The sequence below is a fragment of the Phenylobacterium zucineum HLK1 genome (genome assembly GCF_000017265.1).
Lineage (GTDB): Bacteria > Pseudomonadota > Alphaproteobacteria > Caulobacterales > Caulobacteraceae > Phenylobacterium > Phenylobacterium zucineum.
Genome location: NC_011144.1, coordinates 2,360,525 through 2,378,469 on the forward strand (window position 1 = coordinate 2,360,525; position 17,945 = coordinate 2,378,469).

Below are 17,945 nucleotides of genomic sequence, written 5' to 3' on the forward strand. Positions count from 1 at the left end.
CGGCGCGCGCCTAGAAGAACCGTTCGCCGATGCGGATGGTGTCGCCGGGCGCGACCTGGGTGGTGCTGGTCAGGGGGAAGGATTCCTCCTCGTCCCCATCGGCGCGCTTGATGAACACCTTGTTCTTGTTGGCCCGGTAGGTGAAGCCCTCGGCGGTGGCGACGGCGTTCAGCACCGTCAGCCCGTTGGTGTAGGGGTACTCGCCCGGCTTGTTGACCTCGCCGTCCGGATCGAACGGAGGACCTCCAGAGCCACAATCTCCCACTTCTCAAGTAGATTCCGCGACTTACCGGCCGAATAGCCGAGCCGGCGGCCGCCGCCGGGCCGGTTTGGCGGGCGAATTTCCGGGCGCCGGCCGAGGGGTTTTGGCCCCGATCCGCGTCTCTACCTTGAAGGCCGGGAAGGGCGGACATGGACGAGAGATGGCGCGACCCCGCGCTCGGGCGGCGCATGGCCGACTTCGCGCACCGACGCGCGAGCGCGCTCCTCTCGCCGCCGGAAGCGCGCGCCTTGAGCGACTACCTCCAGCAGCTGGTCCGCGAGGGACGCGCCCCGCCGCCGCGCGGCCGCGGCTTCGACTGGCGCGCCATCGCCGCGGCCACGGCCATCCCGCTCGAGAGCCTGCAGCGGGCCCGCGACGGCCTGCTCCCCGGCCTGCAGGCGCTCCGCCGCGAACTGCGCAAGCCGCCGAGGCTCCGCCCGCCCCGCCCCCCACGGGGACGCCCCTGCGGGCCCATCGAGGACCTGCCCCCCGCCGCCCACGACCCCACGCCCGAGCCGGCGGCCTTCCACCTGTCCCTGGCCCGGCAGATGCGCCGACACGGCGACACCGTGCACGGCCTGACCCGCTGGCTGCGCGCCAAGGGCCACCCCACGGCCCGAGGCACGCTGAAGGCCTGGCTGCGAGGGACCAAGGCGCCGCGCCACCGCGACAGCCTGGCCGTCCTCGCCCGCCTGGAGACCCGCTGGGGCCTGGCGGCCGGCCATTTCCGCGCCAGGCTGCCCCATCCGGGCCGCGCCGTCGCCGGCCAGAGGCTGGAGGCCGTCCCCGAAAGCGAGCGCCGGCACCTCGCCTGGCACCTGCCCGAGGATTTCGACCGCCGCCCCGCCACCGAGCAGGAGGAGATCCTGGCCTGGGTGCACCGGGTGATCATGCGCGGCGCCACCGACTACCGCCGCTACCAGGCCTTCGCCGTGCGCGCCCGCTACGGCCTGCGGTTCCCCGGGCTCCAGCCGGTCGGCGAGGCCGCCCGCCTCGCCCCGCCTGGCCTTACCGCCGAGGTCGAGGCGCTGGTGGCCTTCAAGACCGCCCGCTTCGCCCCGGTGGGCCTCGCGCGCGAGGGGGTCTGGTCGGCGGCGACCGCCGGCCAGAAGGCGACCCATCTGGGCCTCTTCTTCGGCGCCCTGGCGGCCGCCCCCGAGGGGCCGGCGCGCGGCTACGGCGCCCCGGCCGAGGCCTTCACCCTGGCCATGCTGGTCTTCCCGCGGCTCTGGGACTGGCACCTGGCCTGGCGCGAGGCGCGTCGCGGCTTCTTCACCGCCTGGGAGTACGACATGCTGGCCTTCGCCCGCAGTCTCACGGCCGCCCAGACCGGCTGGCTCACCCAGTCGCCGCAGCTGGCGCAGCGACTTTCCCCCCTCCCCGGCCTGATCGAAGCCTCCGACATCGCCCGGGCGCAGGCGGACTGGGCGCGGGCCTGCGCCGACTTCCATCGCCATGCCGGCGTCCGGCGCCGCGAGATCGACCGCCTGCGGCGCGTCCACAACGATCCCTTCGAGCCGATCGCGCCCGTCCTGGAGGCCCAGAGCCCGCTCGGCGAATACCGCAAGATCGCCGAAGAGGTGGCGCGCCGGCGGCCCTGTCCCCGCCGCTATCCCCTGGCCGCGGCCGAGGCCAGCCGGGCCGTGCTGATGATCCGGCTGGGCCTGCACCTGGGCTTCCGGCAGCGGAACCTGCGCGAGCTGCTGGTCTGCCGGCGCGGCGCCCGGCCGCGATCGGAACGGGAGCTTGCGGAGCTGCGGCGCGGGGAGCTGCGCTGGAGCGAGAGGGCGGGCGGCTGGGAGGTGTTCGCGCCGTGCCTGGCCTTCAAGAACGCCCGCTCCTCGTTCTTCAGCGGCCGGCCGTATCGCCTGGTCCTGCCGGACGTGGCCGGCCTCTACGACGAGATCGAGGCCTATCTGGCCGAGGCGCGGCCGCGCCTGCTGCGCGGCGCTGACGATCCCGGGACGTTCTTCGTCAAGACGATGAAGTCGCCGAACGGCGCGGCGGCCTACGACGGCACGGCCTTCTACCAGGCCTGGCGATGGATCATCCAGCGGCACGGGGTCTTCAACCCCTGGACGGGCCGCGGCGCGATCGCGGGCCTCCTGCCGCACGGGCCGCACAGCGTGCGCGACGTGCTCGCCGCCCATGTGCTGAAGCACACCGGCTCCTTCGAGCTTGCGAGCTATGCGATCCAGGACACGCCCGAGACCGTGGCCCGCCACTACGGCCGGTTCCTCCCTCAGGACAAGGCGGAGCTGGCCGGGCGGGTGCTGAACGCCGCCTGGAGCGATGAAGACTGACCGTATCCACCGCATACGTCCCGCAGCTGGCGCGCCTCCCGCCACAAAGGTCGACGGCTCGGCGCCCTGGCGGTCGGGCGCTGGGTCGGCAGGCCCCGCGCCTTACAGACAAACCTCTCGATGGTGTCTGTAATTGGATGTATACAGACACGATACAAGGACCTGTCTGTATGTCCCTCGACACCCTTTCACCGGCCCTGCAGACCTTGTTCGCCGAGCTGCTGCAGCAGACGGAAACCGCGCCGCAGGCCGGTTCGGTCTACCGCCGGACGCTCGCCGGCGGCGAATACATCTACGCCAAGGTTCCCGTAGGGGCGACGCGCATCGACCGCTTCGTCGGCAGGAGCGGCGACCCGGAGGCGGAAGCCCGCGCCGCCGCCTTCCAGCAGGGCGCCCGGCTGGCCGCCCAACGCCGGCGGCTCGTGGGGATGCTGCGACGTGAACGGCTCTCGGCGCCGGATCGCACCACCGGGGCCGTGCTCGACGCCCTGGCCCAGGCGGGCCTGTTCCGGGCCGGAGCCGTTCTGGTGGGCACCGCCGCCTATCTCCTCAGCGAGCCGCTTGTCGGCGCACGCCTGCCGTCCGCGACCTTGATGACCGCGGACCTAGACCTTGCAGCGGCCAGCGTCGCCCTTGCAGCGGAACCGCCCGAACCGCTCGAGACCATCCTCAAGCGGGCGGATCCCTCCTTCGAGGGCGTGCCGCAACTGACGCCGAAGGCGCCGCCGTCACGATACCGCAACGCCCAAGGGTACCTCGTCGACCTCGTCACCCCCACCCGCACGCGGAACGACTCCAACCCCGTGCCGCTCCAGGGGCTGGACGCCGGCGCGGCCCCTCTCCAGCACCTGGCATGGCTGATCGAGACGCCTGTGCGCACGGTCTCGCTCTGGGGAGCCGGGGCGGCGGTGACCGTGCCGCACCCGGCCCGCTTCGCGACCCACAAGCTGATCCTCGCCCAAAAACGGGACGGCGCCGGCCGCCTGAAGCGCGCGAAGGATCTCGCCCAGGCGCGCGCCCTCATCGAGGCCCTGCAGACGCAGGATCCCTTCGCCCTCGAAGACGCCATCCAGGACGCCGCCGGACGGGGGGAGAGTGGATGGCGCGCGCCCCTCATGCGATCGCTGAAGGAGCTTGGCCTCGTCCACCTCCTCGAAGGGTGAACGCCGTTAAATCGTCATCGCGGCTGACCTCGCCGGCTATAATCGCCGGAGCTCCGCCCGCAGATCCCCGGCAGACGGCCTGCCCCCGGGACCTGGCCTGCGCCGATCTCGATCAGGCGCGCCGCGCGGAGGTCCTGGCACGATTGCGCAGTGCGCTTTCCTCTAACAAGACCTTCAACAAGTTCGACACCATCGACAATCAGGTCGCCCGTGATTTCGACGAGTACGAGCTCGAGCGCGAGACGGCCGGTCCGGTCTTCCAGCTCGGGGCGCGGATGACGTTCTGAGCCGCACCCGCGGCCGCGGGGCGGCCCGGCCCGGGGGGCGCCAGGCCGAACTACGGCGTCGGAGACCGCCACTTCGTCGAGAGCGCCCCGAGCGGCCGGCCTCGCCCGACATCACCCGCAAGCACATCTATGAGGAGCGCGCGGCCGCGCCCCGGGCCGCCGACGAGGTGCGCACTCGATGCCGAAGGACTTCCCGGACGCAGTTCACGGATCCATCGCCCGCGCGATCGCCGCGCGTCTCCATCGTCTGAACACCGCCGATGAGCCCCTCCGCGCCTGACGCGCCTGGGCGCGATCCAAGGCCGTCGCGAGCAGCGCCGAGGATGACCTCCTAGGATCAATGGGCTAGCTTGGCGCGCCCTGGCGCCCGGCGCCTGTGACTTTCCGACGAGGTGAGATGCCCAAGCGCGCCACGACCGCGGAGACGGCCCCGGTTGAACTCGACGCCCGCGCCATCCCCTCCCAAAGTCGGGCCCGCAACACCTACGAGGCGGTTCTGACGACCGCCGGGGAGCTGCTCGGCGAGGTGGGGTTCGAGCGGCTGTCGACGAACCTGGTCTGCGAGCGTGCGGGGATGACTCCGCCGGCCCTCTACCGGTACTTCCCGAACAAGTACGCGATCCTCAGCGCGCTGGCGCGGCGTCTGATGGAGGCGCAGGACGAGGCCGTATTCGCCTGGGTGCAGGCGGGCGGCCTGCAGGCGGCGAGCCTGCAGGAAAACGTCGAGAAGAACGCCCGGATGCAGCAGGAGGTGAACGAGATCACCCGCCGCAGCCCCGGCGGCGTCTGGATCATGCGCGCCCTGCGCGCGGTGCCCCTGCTCCGCGACATCCGCATCGAGTCCCGCGACAAGGTCGCCGCCCACATCAGCGCCCAGCTGACGGCCATCTATCCGCACGTGCCCGAGGCCGAACTGTTCCGCGCCGCCCGGCTCACCACCGAGATGATGTACGCGGCGACCGAGATGGTGCTCGAGGATCCCGCCGAGGACGAGGCGCGGATCAATGAGGACGTCTGCTGGATGGTGGTCCTGCACTACCAGCGGCTGTCCGACCGCTACGCCGCCGCCCGCTAGAGCGCCACGGCCGCGCGACGGCGGGCCGTCACCGCGACGACGCCGACGATCAGGGTCAGCGCCAGGACCAGGCAGGCCCCCGCCAGCTTCATCGCGCCCGCCGCGTCGCTGTCGCCGACGAGAAGCGAGGCCGCCAGCGGTCCGGCGCTGCTGCCCAGCAGCTGGGCGGCGCCCAGCTGCATGGCGGCGCGGCGCGACGGGTCGATGGCGATCAGCAGCACGGTGTGGAACGGCAGCACGAACAGCCAGAGGAAGCCGAACACCGCCACCAGGCCCATGAACGCCGCCCCGGAGGGGTGCGAGGACAGCGCGGCGACGAGGCCGAGGTTGATCAACCCGGCGCCGATCAGCACCGGACCGGGCCGGAGGCGGCCGCCGGCGACGGTGGCCACCAGCCCGCCGAGCACCTGCATGGCGAGCGCCGCGGCGACGGCGTCGTGCGCCTGGGCGGGCGGCAGGCCCGCCGCGGCGGCCAGGGGCTCGAGGTACACCCAGATGGCGACGATGAAGGCCATGTAGAGGAAGACCGCGGCCAGCCCCGCCCAGGCCAGCGGCGACAGGCCGCCGCCGCCTTCCGCACGGTGCGGCAGCGGGGCGTATCCCCGGGGCGCCGCCAGGGCCGCGCCGGCCGCCGTCGCGGAGATCACCGCCAGGACCACGAGCGCGCCGTCGACGCCCCAGGCCGCCATCGCGGTCCGGGGCAGCAGCGCCGCCAGCACCATCTGCGCGAGGGTCTGGACGGTGACGAAGACCCCGGCCTGCCGTTCGGGCCGCGCCGAGCGCGCGATCATCCCGACGGTGGACCAGAGCATCACCCCCGCGAAGACGCCGGTGGCGGCGCGCAGGCCGATCAGCGCGCCGTCCGCCATCCACAGCGTCGCCAGGTTGCACAGGGCGTGGGCCAGGGCCGCGACCGCCAGCTTGGCCCGCAGCCCCGTCGGGCGCAGGAGCGCGGCCGACGCCCCGCAGGCCAGGCCCAGCGCCAGCAGCTCGACGGTGGCGGCCACCCCGATCCCGGCGACGGAGAGGCGGCCCGCCTCCATCAGCCCGCCCAGCACCACCGGCTGCAGGCCCGCGATCAGCAGGGCGACCACGCCGATGTAGAGGACGGGAAGGCTCAGCGGCTGCGGGGTGCGCAGCGGCTCGGCCGTCACGCTCACGCCTTCTGCCCGTAGGCGCGGAACTGGACCATGATCTCTTCCATCTGGGCCTCGGAAAGCAGCTTGGGCCCGCCGATGGCGAGGCAGCCCCAGTAGACCGCCGCCTGTTCCTCGATCTCCTCGGCGATGAGCAACGCATGACCCAGGCTCGGCGCCACGGCGATCTGTCCGTGGTTGGCCATCAGGGCGGCGTTGCGCCCGTCGAGCGCCTCGACCACCGCGTCGGCGAGGGCTTCCGAGCCGAAGGTCGCGTAGGGCGCCACGGGCACGCTCGCGCCGCCGCTGACGCCGACCATGTAGTGCACCGCCGGGATCGGCCGCCCGGCGCAGGCCAGGATCGTCGCGTGGCGCGAGTGGCAGTGGACCACCGCCCCCGCGTCCGGGCGCCGTCGCAGGATCTGCAGGTGCATCCGCCATTCGCTCGACGGCTTCAGCTGTCCCTCGGCCACGGCGCCGTCGGCGCCGACCCGCACGATCGTTTCCGGCGTCAGCCGCTCGGGTGGAACCCCGCTCGGGGTCACCAGCATGCCGTCGCCGCAGCGGGCCGAGACATTGCCCGAGGTGCCGCGGTTGAGACCGCGGGCGTCCATCGCCCGCATCACCTCGACGATCCGGACCCGGAGCTTCTCCTCGTCGGGCGCGGTCATCCGGCGGCGTCCTTCAGGGTCATGGTCTTCATCGCCTCCAGCACCCCCGCGTAGCTCTCCAGGCGGCCGAGCGTCGCCAAGCCCTGGGCCACCAGGGCCGCGACCGCGGTCGCGAAACGCGCCGCCTCGAGGGGCGCCATTCCTCGGTCGAGCGCGGCGATGAACCCCGCGCAGTAGGAGTCGCCGCAGCTGGTGGTGTCCAGCGGGGTGATGTCATAAGCCGGCAGCATCGTCCGCTCGGCGCCGAGCGCGACGTACGATCCCGCGCCGCCGTTCTTGATCAGCACCGCGCCCGCGCCGAGCGCAAGGAAGAACTCCGCCGCCGCGTCCAGGCGCTCGGCCCCCGACAATGCGAAGGCCTCGCTGACGCTGGGCATGAAGTAGTCGACGTGCGGCAGCAGGCGCTCCAGTTCGGCCAGCGCCGTCGGCTGGGGCGAGATCAGGTCGCAGGTCACGATCGCCCCGGCGGCCTTGGCCGCCTCCACGACGGCGAGACCGGGCCCCCCGTCCGCGCCCGGCCCGCCGATCGCCGCATAGTGCAGGAAACGGCACCGCCCGGCGGCGGCGATCACCGCCTCTCCAGTGGGCGCGAACAAGCCCGCGCCCAGGGCATGGAAGTTCGGGCGCCGGCCCTGGGAGTCGATCGTCAGGACCGTCGCCGACGTGGGATAGCGGTCCAGGACCGCCAGGAGGCCGGTGTCGATCCCCTGCTCTTCCAGGCCCAGGCGCACCACGCGCCCCATGAAGTCGGCGCCGATGCTTCCGGCCAGCCGCGTCGCGACGCCCAGCCGGGCGGCGACCATCGCGGCGCCCGCCGCCGTGCCGGCCGGGGCGACGGCGATGCCATCCACCAGCCGCGTGCCCTCGCCCGTCGGCAAGGCGTCGATCGGCCGGGCCACCATGTCCAGCGTGGTCAGCCCGATCGCGAGAAGCCCGTGACCCATGATCCCCCCTGATGAACTCCGGTTGATTTGTACCCACGCGGCGATAAGCTAGTCAAAACTATCTTTCTGCCTGGGGGCTGACCGATGTCCTGGACGAACAGCAAGAACACGGACCTCGTCGAACGGGCCCAGGCGGTGATCCCGATGGGCATGTACGGGCACCAGTCCGTGCTCCTGCTGCCGGACGACTATCCGCAGTTCTTCCGCCGGGCGAAAGGCGTCCATCTCTGGGACGTCGACGGCAACCGCTATCTCGATTTCCTCTGCGGCTACGGGCCGAACCTGTTCGGCTACGGCGACCCCGAGATCGACGACGCCTACATCGCCCAGCTGCGCGAGGGCGACACCATGACCGGGCCGGGCGAGGTCATGGTCGAGCTGGCCGAGGCGATGGTCGGCCTCATCGCTCACGCCGACTGGGCCATGTTCTGCAAGAACGGCACCGACGCCACCACCATGGCGCTGATGATCGCGCGGAACCACACCGGCCGGAACACCGTCGTGCTGGCGCGGGGCGCCTACCACGGTGCCGCGCCCTGGTGCACCCCGCTGAAGAAGGGGGTCGCGCCCGGCGACCGGGCGAACCAGGTGTTCTACGACTACAACGACGTCGAGAGCCTCGAGGCGGCGGTGCGCGAGGCCGGCGACGACCTGGCGGCGATCTTCGCCTCGCCGATCAAGCACGACACCTTCGTCGACCAGGAGCTGCCCGATCCGGCGTACGCCCGCCGGGCCCGCGAGCTGTGCGACGAGCGCGGCGCGCTGCTGATCGTCGACGACGTGCGGGCCGGCTTCCGCCTCGCGCGCGACTCGAGCTGGTCGCTGGTGGGCGTGAAGCCCGACCTGTCGAGCTGGGGCAAGGCGATCGCCAACGGCCACCCGATCTCGGCCCTGCTGGGCGCGGACATCTGCCGGATGGCGGCGGCGACCATCTACGCCACCGGCTCGTACTGGTTCTCGGCGGCGCCTATGGCGGCGGCGCTGAAGACCCTGGCCCGCATCCGCGACACCGACTACCTGGAGCGCACGCAGGCGCTCGGCCGGCGCCTGCGCGAGGGGCTGGACGAGAGCGCCGCCCGACATGGACTGGCGCTCCGTCAGACCGGCCCGGCCGAGCTGCCGCTGATCATGGTGGACGACGATCCGACGCTCGCGAAGGGCTATTTCTGGACCCAGGCGCTGATGAAGCGCGGGGTCTACTTCCACCCCTGGCACAACATGTTCATCTGCGCGGCCATGACCGAGGCCGACATCGACTTCGCCGTCGAGGCGGCGGACGAGGCGTTCAAGCTGCTGAAGGCCGCCGGTCCGCTGGAGGCGCCCGCCAAGCTGGGCTTCATGAACCAGATGCTCGACCACTAGGTCCGGCGGGAGGGGCTTGCGCGCCCCTCCTGCGGCCGTCCTCGCCGCTCACGCCGGCCGTCCGGGCCGGCTCACCCCGAACCGGCGCAGCACGTTGTGGGTGACGCCCTCCACGAAGGGGTCGCGGGCGCCGAGGCCGTGGGCCCATTCGGTCGTGCCGCTGTTGAACACCTCGCCCTTGCCGCGCCTGAAGCTGGCCAGCACCGCGTGCCCGCGCAGCACCTTCTGCTGGGCCTTCGCGCTCGTATCGCCGAACATGACGTCGGCGATCACGTCCAGCTTCTCGGGGGGAATGATCGGATTGTAGCCGCGGCCCGCCTCCTCGCCGAAGGCGCAGGGCGCGACGCCGATGATCTCCAGGTTCGCGGGCACGCCCAGGGCGGGGATCGCCCGCGGAAGGCCGTCGTCGCCGAACTCGAACCGGCAGCCGTCGCTCTCGTAGCCGATCAGCGGCAGGTCCGCGCCCAGCAGATCCCCGTAGAAGAGGTCCGTGCCTTCCAGCGCCCAGTGCCGGTCGTCGTAGACGGTGAAGCCGCCCTGTCCGCGGGATACGCACATGCCGAGCCGGTGGTAGCCGGCGAACACGAAGCTGAGGCCGGTGATCTCAGCCTCGGGCTTTCCGAAGGCGGGATGCGACCACAGGTGCGTGGCCTCGGCCGGAGGCGCGTCTTCGGCCTCGAAGCCCTTCCACTTGTGGCAGACGTAGGTCTTCCCGCCGTCCTCCCACCGGACCTTCCAGAAGCAGGTGTTGCCGGAGAAGATCGCGGCGTAGCCGCCGGCGTCCACGAACCGCTCGACCTGCTCGCGCTGGCCGGCCGACCAGTACTCGCTGTGACCGACGAACAGGACCGCCGCGTAGCCGGACAGCAGGTCGGGCTCGGCCTCCAGATCGTAGTCGGTGGCGTAGTCCAGCGTGTAGCCCTCCGCCTCGGCCCAGGCGACGAAGACGTGCTCCCACTTGTGGAGGAAGCCGGCCGACCCGTCGTAGGGCGAAGCGCGATGGGCGGCCATCCACGCGGGATCCGAGGCCCACGGCTTTTCGCGGAAGCCGCGCTTGCGCAGGTTCACCAGGCGGGGCGGATCGGCCGGCGGAGCAACGATCAGGGGCGGAAACGGCCGCTGCGTCGACAGCACCCCGATCGCCTGGTCCATCGCCTGGGCGAACGGGACCTCCCCGCTCATCAGTCCGGCGACGTTGGCGTAGGCGTTCGCGCCGCCCCAGTAGTTGTAGGACTGGTAGGTGTTGGTCGCCAGCACCAGCAGGGCGGTGGCGCGCCGCTCGCCCACGGGCGGCTTCACGCACACGAAGTGGTGGGCGTCCTCGCCGTCGGCGTCGGTCAGCACGATGTCGTAGTAGCCGGACGCCCAGTCCCGGCCGACCTCGACCTCCAGCGCGGCGGGCCAGCCGCAGCCGTCGCGGTCGGCGTGCGGCGGGACGGGATGGTCGCCCACCTCGATCCCCTCGAGCCGCAGCACCTCGGCGCGGGCCGCGCCCACCCGGGCGACGGACAGCCGGCAGGGGCTGCGCGCCGCGCTGGCGTGCAGCGTGAACGTCTCGCCGGGGCGGACGCTGAGGCGGTCGGTGTAGCAGGCTGGCATTGTCGGCTCCCTCACATCGCTGAAACTTGGCTGTCACCGTCGCCCGAGACCGTCCCTCAATCGGCCTCGACCTTTCGGCGCCTGCCCGGGCGTCACCGCCACGGCAGGGCGCCGCAAATCACGCCACCGGCGGCCGGCCCCAAGGCCGTCGTCGGCGAACTTGGCTTTTCATAGCTTTTACTATCGTATACCTCTCGTCGCAAACACGACACGGGGGATGACCATGAGAGCCATACTGCTTGCCGGCTGCGCGGCCTTCGCGCTGACCGCCGGGACCGCCGCCGCGCAGGACGGCCCCGAGTTCGCGATCGAAGAAGTCGTGGTGACGGCGCAGAAGCGCAGTGAGAACCTGCAGGACGTGCCCGTCTCGGTGACCGCGCTGTCCGGCGAGGCCCTGGCGGACCGGGGCGTCACCAACGTCACCGGGCTCAACAACCTGGCGCCCGGGCTGCGGGTCAGCAGCGGCGACGCCGCCGCCAACCCCAAGATCTTCATCCGCGGCGTCGGCCTCAGCGACTTCAACCCCAATTCGTCCAGCGGCGTCGGCATCTATGTCGACGGCGTCTACGTGAGCTCGCCGCTGGCGCAGATGGCGGGCTTCTTCGACATCGGCCAGATCGAGATCCTGCGCGGGCCCCAGGGCACGCTGTACGGCCGGAACACCAACGGCGGGGCGGTGAACGTCACGACCAAGCGCCCGACCCGCAGCTTCTCGGCCGAGGCCTCGGCCGAGTACGCCACCTACGACGCGGTCAATCTGACCGGCGCGGTGAGCGGGCCGCTCATCGAGGACGTGCTCTTGGTCCGCGCCGCGGGCCAGCTGGTGAAGGACGACGGCTACACCTACAACCGCTTGACCGGGAACGACCTGAACGACACCGACTATTGGGCCGTGCGCCTGTCGGCGCTCTACACGCCCCGCGAGGACGTCGAGGCGCTGTTCCAGGTGAACCGCTTCGCGAACCGGGGCGACGCCACCCAGCCGCAGCATCGCGCCCTGTTCCCCCTGACGGCGGAAGCCGCCGGTGCCGACGGCTTCTGCGCGCCGGGCTTCTATGGCTCTGGCCAGTGCGGCGACGCCTTCGGCTACGCCGATCTCGACGACGACGACCGGGCGACGGCGGTGAACCAGGAGGGCAAGGACAAGATCGACCTCTTCGGCGCGTCCGCCCACGTCACCTGGGACCTCGGCCCTGTCTCGCTGGTGTCCGTGACCGCCTACTCGTGGGCGCACCGCAACGCCTTCGAGAACACCGATTCCAGCCCTGCCCGGATGATCGAGATCAACTATCTCGCGCGGCAGCGGCAGTTCACCCAGGAACTGCGGCTGCAGTCCGACGGCGGTCCGGACGCCCGCCTCAACTGGGTGCTCGGCGGCTACTACATGGACGAGACGGTGAAGGACGCCTCCACCCAGGACGTGCTGGGCGATCTGCGCCCGCTGTTCCCCGACGGCTTCAGCCTCGCCGACAGCGTGGGGGCGTTCAGCTATCCCTACACCCAGGAGACCAAGAGCTATGCGATCTTCGGCCAGGCCGACTACCGCCTGACGGAGCGCCTCGTGGGGACCGTCGGCCTGCGCTATTCGGCCGACGACAAGTCCTTCGATTATCGCAGCCAGGCCGAGGGCGGCCTCATCGTCCTGCTCACCTCGCAGCAGGACAAGACCTTCTCGGCCTGGTCCGGCCGCCTCGGCCTGCGCTACGAGGTCAGCGACGACCTCAACGTCTATGCGACCTACAACCGGGGCTTCAAGAGCGGCGGCTTCTTCGGGGGCCTGGCCACGACGCCCGAGGAGCTCATCCCCTACGACAACGAGCAGCTCGACGCCTACGAGGTCGGCCTGAAGTCGCAGCTGTTCGACCGCCGCCTGCGCCTCAACCTCTCGGCCTTCTACTACGACTACCAGGACCAGCAGGTCTTCGCCCAGGCGCTGCGCAACGGGCTGACCGTGCTGGTGCTCGACAACGCCGCGAACTCCGAGGTGTACGGCGCCGAGGTGGAGGCCACGGCCCGGCTCAGTCGGAACCTGACGATCGACGCGGGCCTGTCGCTTCTGGACGCCAAGTACGGCCAGTATGTCTCGGAAGGCGACGATTTCACGGGCAATCGCCTGCCGCAGTCGCCGAAGGTCACGTTCAACGCCGCCGCCAACTACGTCCGCCCCCTGCCCTGGGGCGGCGACGTGGTGGCCACGGTGGACGCCGCCTATTCGTCGAAGATCTACTTCGACAACTCCAACGCCCAGCGCCTGTCGCAGGACGGGGTCTGGGTGTTCGGGGCGCAGGCCGGCTGGCGCGCTCCCGGCGGCGGGCTTGAAGCTGGCCTCTTCGCCCGCAATCTCTTCGACGAGACCTACGCCGTGTCGATCTCGAACATCGACAGCCTCGGGGTTGACCTGCTGACCCTCAACCGGCCGCGCAGCCTCGGCGTCTATGTGCGGTATCGCTACTAGAGGGTAGAGGGCCGCCGGGACAGTCCTAGGCCGTCACCCCATGACCTAGGCAGCGCGAGGCGTTGAAGCGACGGCCCAGAGCGCCTCGTCCATTCCTCCTCCTTCGTCAACGCCTTGACCCCGCTCAAGGCGTCCCCTGCTGCACTCGCCAGTCTGGCGGTGGGGGCGAGAGGGTGGAATGCGGACCTTCAGCTGCTTCACGACCGAACCGGGGGCCGCGGTCCCACGCTGTCCTTCGTCATGGCGTCGGACGCCGCCCGCGCCCGCGCGCTCGCGCGCCGCGAACTGCGGGACTGCCGGGCGCCGGCGCGGATGGAAATGTACGAGGGCGACGAGCTCGTCTTCGTGGAGGCCGGGGGCGACGGCGCCGCGCCGGCCGCCGCCCGGGGGGTCCACACGACCGCGGACCGGACCGCCGCACGTCCCGACGAACTGGGGCGGCTAATCAATCGGCTGCAGATCTGGCGTTACAGCCTGGATCTCGCCCTCGCCCGGTCGTGGGCGCATCGCGCCCTGCTGGAGGCCTTGCTGCATCTGGAGAGGACGCGGTTCGCTCCGCCCCCTTCGGTCCCGGAAGCGGCCGAGGCCCTGCGGGCGCTCCGGCGCGCCCGCCAGGGCCGCCTTGCCCGATTGAGGCCAAGAAAAAGGGGGCCGGCGCGAGCCGGCCCCCGATGGAGCGTCAAGTCCCTGTGTGGGGCCTAGAACTTGGCGCTCACGCCCACGAAGAGGTAGCGGCCGATCATGTCGTAGGTGTTCGGGTCCGTGTTGGACTCGATCGGCGACGACAGCATCGGCGGGTCCTTGTCGAACAGGTTCCGCACCCCGCCGTAGACGGTGAACCGGTCGAGGTCGTAGGCCGCCCGGACGTTGTGGTACCAGTAGGCGCCGACCTTCGGATTGGCGATCCCCGCCTTCGGGTTGGCCACGCCGGCCGCCAGGTTGTTGGCGTACTTGCGGTCCTTCACCGACGACAGGTACTCGACGTTCCAGGTCAGCTCGAGGCCGGCCGAGGCGTAGTTCAGGGTCGCGTTGGCGCGCCATTCCGGGATCGCCGGCGTGTCGCCGCCCACCGTCCCGACCCGGTCCGTCGGCGCGGCGGTGTCGTTGGCGCGGAAGACGTTCTTGTCGACCCAGGTGCCCATCAGCGTCGCCCGCAGGTCGGCGTCGTCGTCGCCGATCCCCAGGCTGTCCATCGACCAGCGGTAGGACGCGGCCATGTCGACGCCCGAGGTCTTCAGGCTGGCGACGTTGGCGAGCGGCACGCCGAAGTCGACGATCTCGTAGGTCGTCGGCGAGCGCGAGAAGGTGCGGCAGAATGGGTTGTTCGCATCGCCCGAGGCGAAGCACCCGGCCAGCACGCCCTGGGCGCCGCCGCCCAGACGCTCGATCGCGTCCGAGATCTCGATGTCGTAGTAGTCCAGCGTCAGGCTGAGGCCCGGGATCTGCGAGGGCGTGTAGACCATGCCCAGCGTCAGCGTGTCGGACTTCTCGGGATCGAGGTTGGGGTTCGAGACCAGCCGCGCCTCGAGCGCCGCGCCGTTCTGCTGGTAGCTGCCCAGCGCCGAGGCCGGCACGCCCTGGGCGACGCAGAGCGCCGCGACCTGGCCCGACGGGTTGGCCGAGGCCGAGCAGGGGTCGACGATGAACGGATAGGTGTTCACCAGGCCGCCGAACAGCTCGGTGATGTTCGGCGCCCGCACCGCGCGCTGGTAGAGGGCGCGGAAGCGGATGTCGGGGTTCACCCGCCACTCGCCGCCGGCCTTGTACGTCCACACCTCGCCCGCGAGGGAGTAGTCGGAGTAGCGGGCCGCCAGCTCGAGGCCGACGTAGTCCATCATCGGGGCGTCGGCGATCAGCGGCACGATCGCCTCGCCGAACAGCTCCTTGACGCTGTACGAGCCGGCGGTGCGGTTGCGCTCGCCGAAGCCGGCCGAGGCGAAGTCGAGCAGCACCGGCGCCGGGTTGTCGACGCTGGAGATCTTCCGCCACTCGGCGCCGATGGCCGCCTTCACCTCGCCCGCGGGCAGGGTGAACAGGTCGCCGGTGGCGTAGGCCGAGGCCACCTGGTCGGTGATCTCGGTCGAGCTGATGTTGTCGACCAGCAGATAGTCGACCAGCTCGGGCGACCAGTTGGTCAGGTTGGTGACCAGCACGCAGCGCGGGTTGCCGTTGGCGCACTTGGTCGGATCGGCCGCGCTCGGCGTCGAGGCCTCGACGAAGGTCCGGCGGGAGATGTCGCCCTTCTGCACCTCGGTCGTGGCGACGTGGCTGTAGCTGTAGCTCACGCCCCACTGCCAGCTGTCGGACAGGCGGCCCTCGAAGCCGCCCAGCAGGCGGTAGATGTCGCGGTTGAAGGCGATCTCGCGCTTGGGGAACGGCTCGGGCGCCAGGAAGCGCAGCGAGAACGGCGCGTTCGGATCGGGCCGGGCGTTCAGCAGCGCGCGGATCTCGGGCGTGATGAACGAGGCGTTCGCCGGCAGGCCGGGGACGTTGGTCGTCTGGCGGATGTTCGGCGCGGTCGGCGACAGGATCGCCCGCGAGTCGAGGTTGTTGTAGGTCACCTCGACGAAGCCGGAGATGTCCGGGGTGAACTCGTACTCGCCGCGGCCGTAGACGTTGACGCGGTCGAGCGGGATCTGGATCGCGTAGTCGCCGCGGGCGTCGAAGTTGAAGTCGGAGTTCACGAACGGACGCGGGATCATGTTGTCCAGCGCGTAGTCGCGGTTGACGAAGCCGCCCGAGCCGTTCGGCGTCGGAATGCCGACCAGGGTGCCGCCAAGGCGGCCGGCCGAGCCGGACGGCACGAAGTTGCCGTTGGCGTCGATGTAGCTGACGACCGAGATCGGACGCTCGGTGCCGCGCAGCTTCTTGCGCTGCTCCAGGCTGACGTGCAGCCAGGCCGAGGCCTTCTCACCCGCCGCGCCCATGGTGGCCGAGGCGTTCCAGGCGTCGGCGTCGCCCTCGTCAGAGACGCCGTACTGGGCGTCCATCTCGAGGCCCTGGAAGCGGTCCTTCAGGATGAAGTTCACGACGCCGGCCATGGCGTCCGAGCCGTACACGGCCGAGGCGCCGCCGGTGACCACCTCGACGCGCTCGACGAGCGAGGCCGGGATGTTGTTGACGTCGACGATGCCTTCCTGGGTGGTCGGCACGAAGCGGCGGCCGTTCACCAGCACCAGCGTCCGCTTGGCGCCCAGGCCGCGCAGGTTCAGCGTCGCGGTCGCGTCGGCCGAGCCGGCCACGTTGGTCGACTTGGTCGCGCCGGCGATCAGCTGCGGCAGCGAGTTGAGATACTCCTCGACGTTGTTGGCGCCGACGACCGCGATCTCCTCCTGGCTCACGGTGGCCACCGGGCTGGAGCTCACCAGGTCCTGGCGCGCGATGCGCGAGCCGGTGACCACGACCTCGGCGACTTCGCCGTCCTGGGCCTGTGCCGCGGGCGCGACCGCCAGCAGCGCCGCGGTCGCGGTGGAGGCGGCCAGCGCCCCCCGCCATGCGGATCGAAGCATAGAAAACCCCCTTCTCTCTCGTTGTGTGTAGGTGTCGTCAGGTCATGCGGGGGCGGCCGCGGCCGCCCCCATGGTCTGGCCTCGTGGTACGGCTTGGGGTCCCGTCAGGGGGCCTCGGCGCCGTAGAGCAGCACCCAGTCCGCCTCGGCCTGCACCCGGGCGAAGAAGCTCCAGGTGTCGATCTGCATGGCGCGGCGCAGGTGCTCCTTCGCCTTCTCGGTCTCGCCCTTGATCAGCCAGTAGTTGGCCAGGCTGTAGCTGGACGAGGCCTTGATCCCGTCCGAGGTGGAGAAGGCCTTTCCGGAGTCGCGGTCCGAGAAGAAGTCGGCCGGATCGCGCAGATGCTTGAACAGCATCACGCCGTCGAAATAGTTGTTGCCCTCGAGGTTGGTGCTGAGGTCGCGCAGGTCGTAGTCGTAGGCGTCGAGCAGGGCCTCGGCCTTGTCGGTCTCGCCGCCCCGCGCCAGCGCCAGGTACTGCCAGTAGGTCGCGGCGGTCACGTCGGGCGCGCCGCCGGTGGCCAGCGCCACCTCGCGCGACTTGCTGAACCACTTGGCCGCATCGTCGTAGTCGTGCTTGGCGAAGTAGGCCTGGCCGAGGTGGTAGTAGAGGTAGAACTGCACCACGTCCGGCGTGGACGGGAAGTAGTCGGGGCCCAGCTTCTCGCGCTCGAGCGGCTTGTCCTTGTAGAGCTCGGCGGCGCGCAGGCCGTCCTGGATCGACTTGTCGAACTCGCGCAGGTTGAAATAGCGGTGCGCCCGGTGGCGGAGCAGCTTGGCCGAGTTCGGGTACTTCTTCAGGCCGGCGCTGTAGACCTCGATCGATTCGCGCGCGAGGCCCTGGTAGCCCAGCAGGCGGCCGTACCAGGTGGCGCTGTCGATCGTCATGTCGCGCTCGTAGGCGGCCTTGGCCTCGGCGACGGCGCGCAGCAGGTTGTCGGTCGCTCCGACGTTCACCGGGTTGGGGCCGCGGGTGTACATGGGCCGGCCGAACAGGTCCTTGCCCTGATAGACCTGCGGCTCGGCGCTCTGCTGGCTCCCTTGGGCCTGACTTCCCTGGGCCTGACTTCCCTGGGCCTGAGCTCCCTGGGCCAGGGCGACGCCCGGCAGGGCGAGCAGGACGGCGGCCGCGATCGGCGCAAGCTGACGATGCATGGAACTCCCCTCGTTCGCGGGCGGC

14 protein-coding genes are annotated in these 17,945 nt (G+C 71.1%); 7 read left to right on the forward strand and 7 right to left on the reverse strand.

Going from position 1 to position 17,945, the window contains the following annotated elements:
* Window positions 1–10 precede the first annotated feature (10 nt).
* Window positions 11–265, reverse strand: coding sequence for a polysaccharide biosynthesis/export family protein (locus PHZ_RS11550; protein ID WP_012522655.1), 255 nt, complete (start codon window positions 263–265; stop codon window positions 11–13).
* A 245-nt stretch (window positions 266–510) separates the two neighbouring features.
* Between PHZ_RS11550 and PHZ_RS23605 the strand changes: the two genes are divergently transcribed.
* From PHZ_RS23605 to PHZ_RS11565, 4 genes are all read left to right on the forward strand, one after another.
* Window positions 511–2,565, forward strand: coding sequence for a hypothetical protein (locus PHZ_RS23605; protein ID WP_236611821.1), 2,055 nt, complete (start codon window positions 511–513; stop codon window positions 2,563–2,565).
* Window positions 2,566–2,735: 170 nt separating this feature from the next.
* Window positions 2,736–3,728, forward strand: coding sequence for a GSU2403 family nucleotidyltransferase fold protein (locus tag PHZ_RS11560; protein ID WP_012522657.1), 993 nt, complete (start codon window positions 2,736–2,738; stop codon window positions 3,726–3,728).
* Window positions 3,725–4,015, forward strand: coding sequence for a hypothetical protein (locus tag PHZ_RS22730; RefSeq protein WP_148216845.1), 291 nt, complete (start codon window positions 3,725–3,727; stop codon window positions 4,013–4,015). Before PHZ_RS11560 ends, PHZ_RS22730 begins: the two co-directional genes overlap by 4 nt.
* Window positions 4,016–4,412: 397 nt before the next feature.
* Window positions 4,413–5,090, forward strand: coding sequence for a TetR/AcrR family transcriptional regulator (locus PHZ_RS11565; RefSeq protein ID WP_012522658.1), 678 nt, complete (start codon window positions 4,413–4,415; stop codon window positions 5,088–5,090).
* Here the strand turns inward: PHZ_RS11565 and PHZ_RS11570 are convergent.
* Genes PHZ_RS11570 through PHZ_RS11580 form a run of 3 tightly spaced genes read right to left on the reverse strand, consistent with a single transcriptional unit; the run spans window position 5,087 to window position 7,841 of the window.
* Complete coding sequence (locus tag PHZ_RS11570) at window positions 5,087–6,250, reverse strand: MFS transporter (protein WP_148216846.1); 1,164 nt, start codon at window positions 6,248–6,250, stop codon at window positions 5,087–5,089. The two genes, PHZ_RS11565 and PHZ_RS11570, sit on opposite strands and share 4 nt — an antisense overlap.
* Entirely contained in the window at window positions 6,247–6,897 is a 651-nt protein-coding gene (locus tag PHZ_RS11575) for a class II aldolase/adducin family protein (RefSeq protein ID WP_012522660.1), read from the reverse strand. The genes PHZ_RS11570 and PHZ_RS11575 overlap by 4 nt, the downstream gene beginning before the upstream one ends.
* Window positions 6,894–7,841, reverse strand: coding sequence for a carbohydrate kinase family protein (locus tag PHZ_RS11580; protein ID WP_012522661.1), 948 nt, complete (start codon window positions 7,839–7,841; stop codon window positions 6,894–6,896). The genes PHZ_RS11575 and PHZ_RS11580 overlap by 4 nt, the downstream gene beginning before the upstream one ends.
* 84 nt (window positions 7,842–7,925) lie before the next feature.
* Between PHZ_RS11580 and PHZ_RS11585 the strand changes: the two genes are divergently transcribed.
* Entirely contained in the window at window positions 7,926–9,203 is a 1,278-nt protein-coding gene (locus PHZ_RS11585; RefSeq protein ID WP_012522662.1) for an aminotransferase class III-fold pyridoxal phosphate-dependent enzyme, read from the forward strand.
* 48 nt (window positions 9,204–9,251) lie between these two features.
* Here the strand turns inward: PHZ_RS11585 and PHZ_RS11590 are convergent, their stop codons facing one another.
* A complete protein-coding gene (locus PHZ_RS11590; RefSeq protein WP_012522663.1) occupies window positions 9,252–10,802 on the reverse strand; it encodes a N,N-dimethylformamidase beta subunit family domain-containing protein in 1,551 nt (516 codons plus the stop codon).
* A 223-nt stretch (window positions 10,803–11,025) separates the two neighbouring features.
* Between PHZ_RS11590 and PHZ_RS11595 the strand changes: the two genes are divergently transcribed.
* The gene (locus PHZ_RS11595) at window positions 11,026–13,257 is read left to right on the forward strand and encodes a TonB-dependent receptor (RefSeq protein ID WP_041374134.1); all 2,232 of its coding nucleotides are present in this window, start codon (window positions 11,026–11,028) and stop codon (window positions 13,255–13,257) included.
* Between the two features lie 240 nt (window positions 13,258–13,497).
* Window positions 13,498–13,959 carry a hypothetical protein gene (locus PHZ_RS11600; RefSeq protein ID WP_148216847.1) on the forward strand — a complete coding sequence of 154 codons (462 nt, stop codon included), beginning with the start codon at window positions 13,498–13,500 and terminating at the stop codon, window positions 13,957–13,959.
* Here the strand turns inward: PHZ_RS11600 and PHZ_RS11605 are convergent.
* Complete coding sequence (locus PHZ_RS11605) at window positions 13,956–16,766, reverse strand: TonB-dependent receptor plug domain-containing protein (protein ID WP_012522665.1); 2,811 nt, start codon at window positions 16,764–16,766, stop codon at window positions 13,956–13,958. The two genes, PHZ_RS11600 and PHZ_RS11605, sit on opposite strands and share 4 nt — an antisense overlap.
* A gap of 104 nt (window positions 16,767–16,870) precedes the next feature.
* Window positions 16,871–17,920: a tetratricopeptide repeat protein gene (locus PHZ_RS11610; protein ID WP_012522666.1), complete on the reverse strand. Its 1,050-nt coding sequence runs from the start codon at window positions 17,918–17,920 to the stop codon at window positions 16,871–16,873.
* Between the last annotated feature and the right edge of the window lie 25 nt (window positions 17,921–17,945).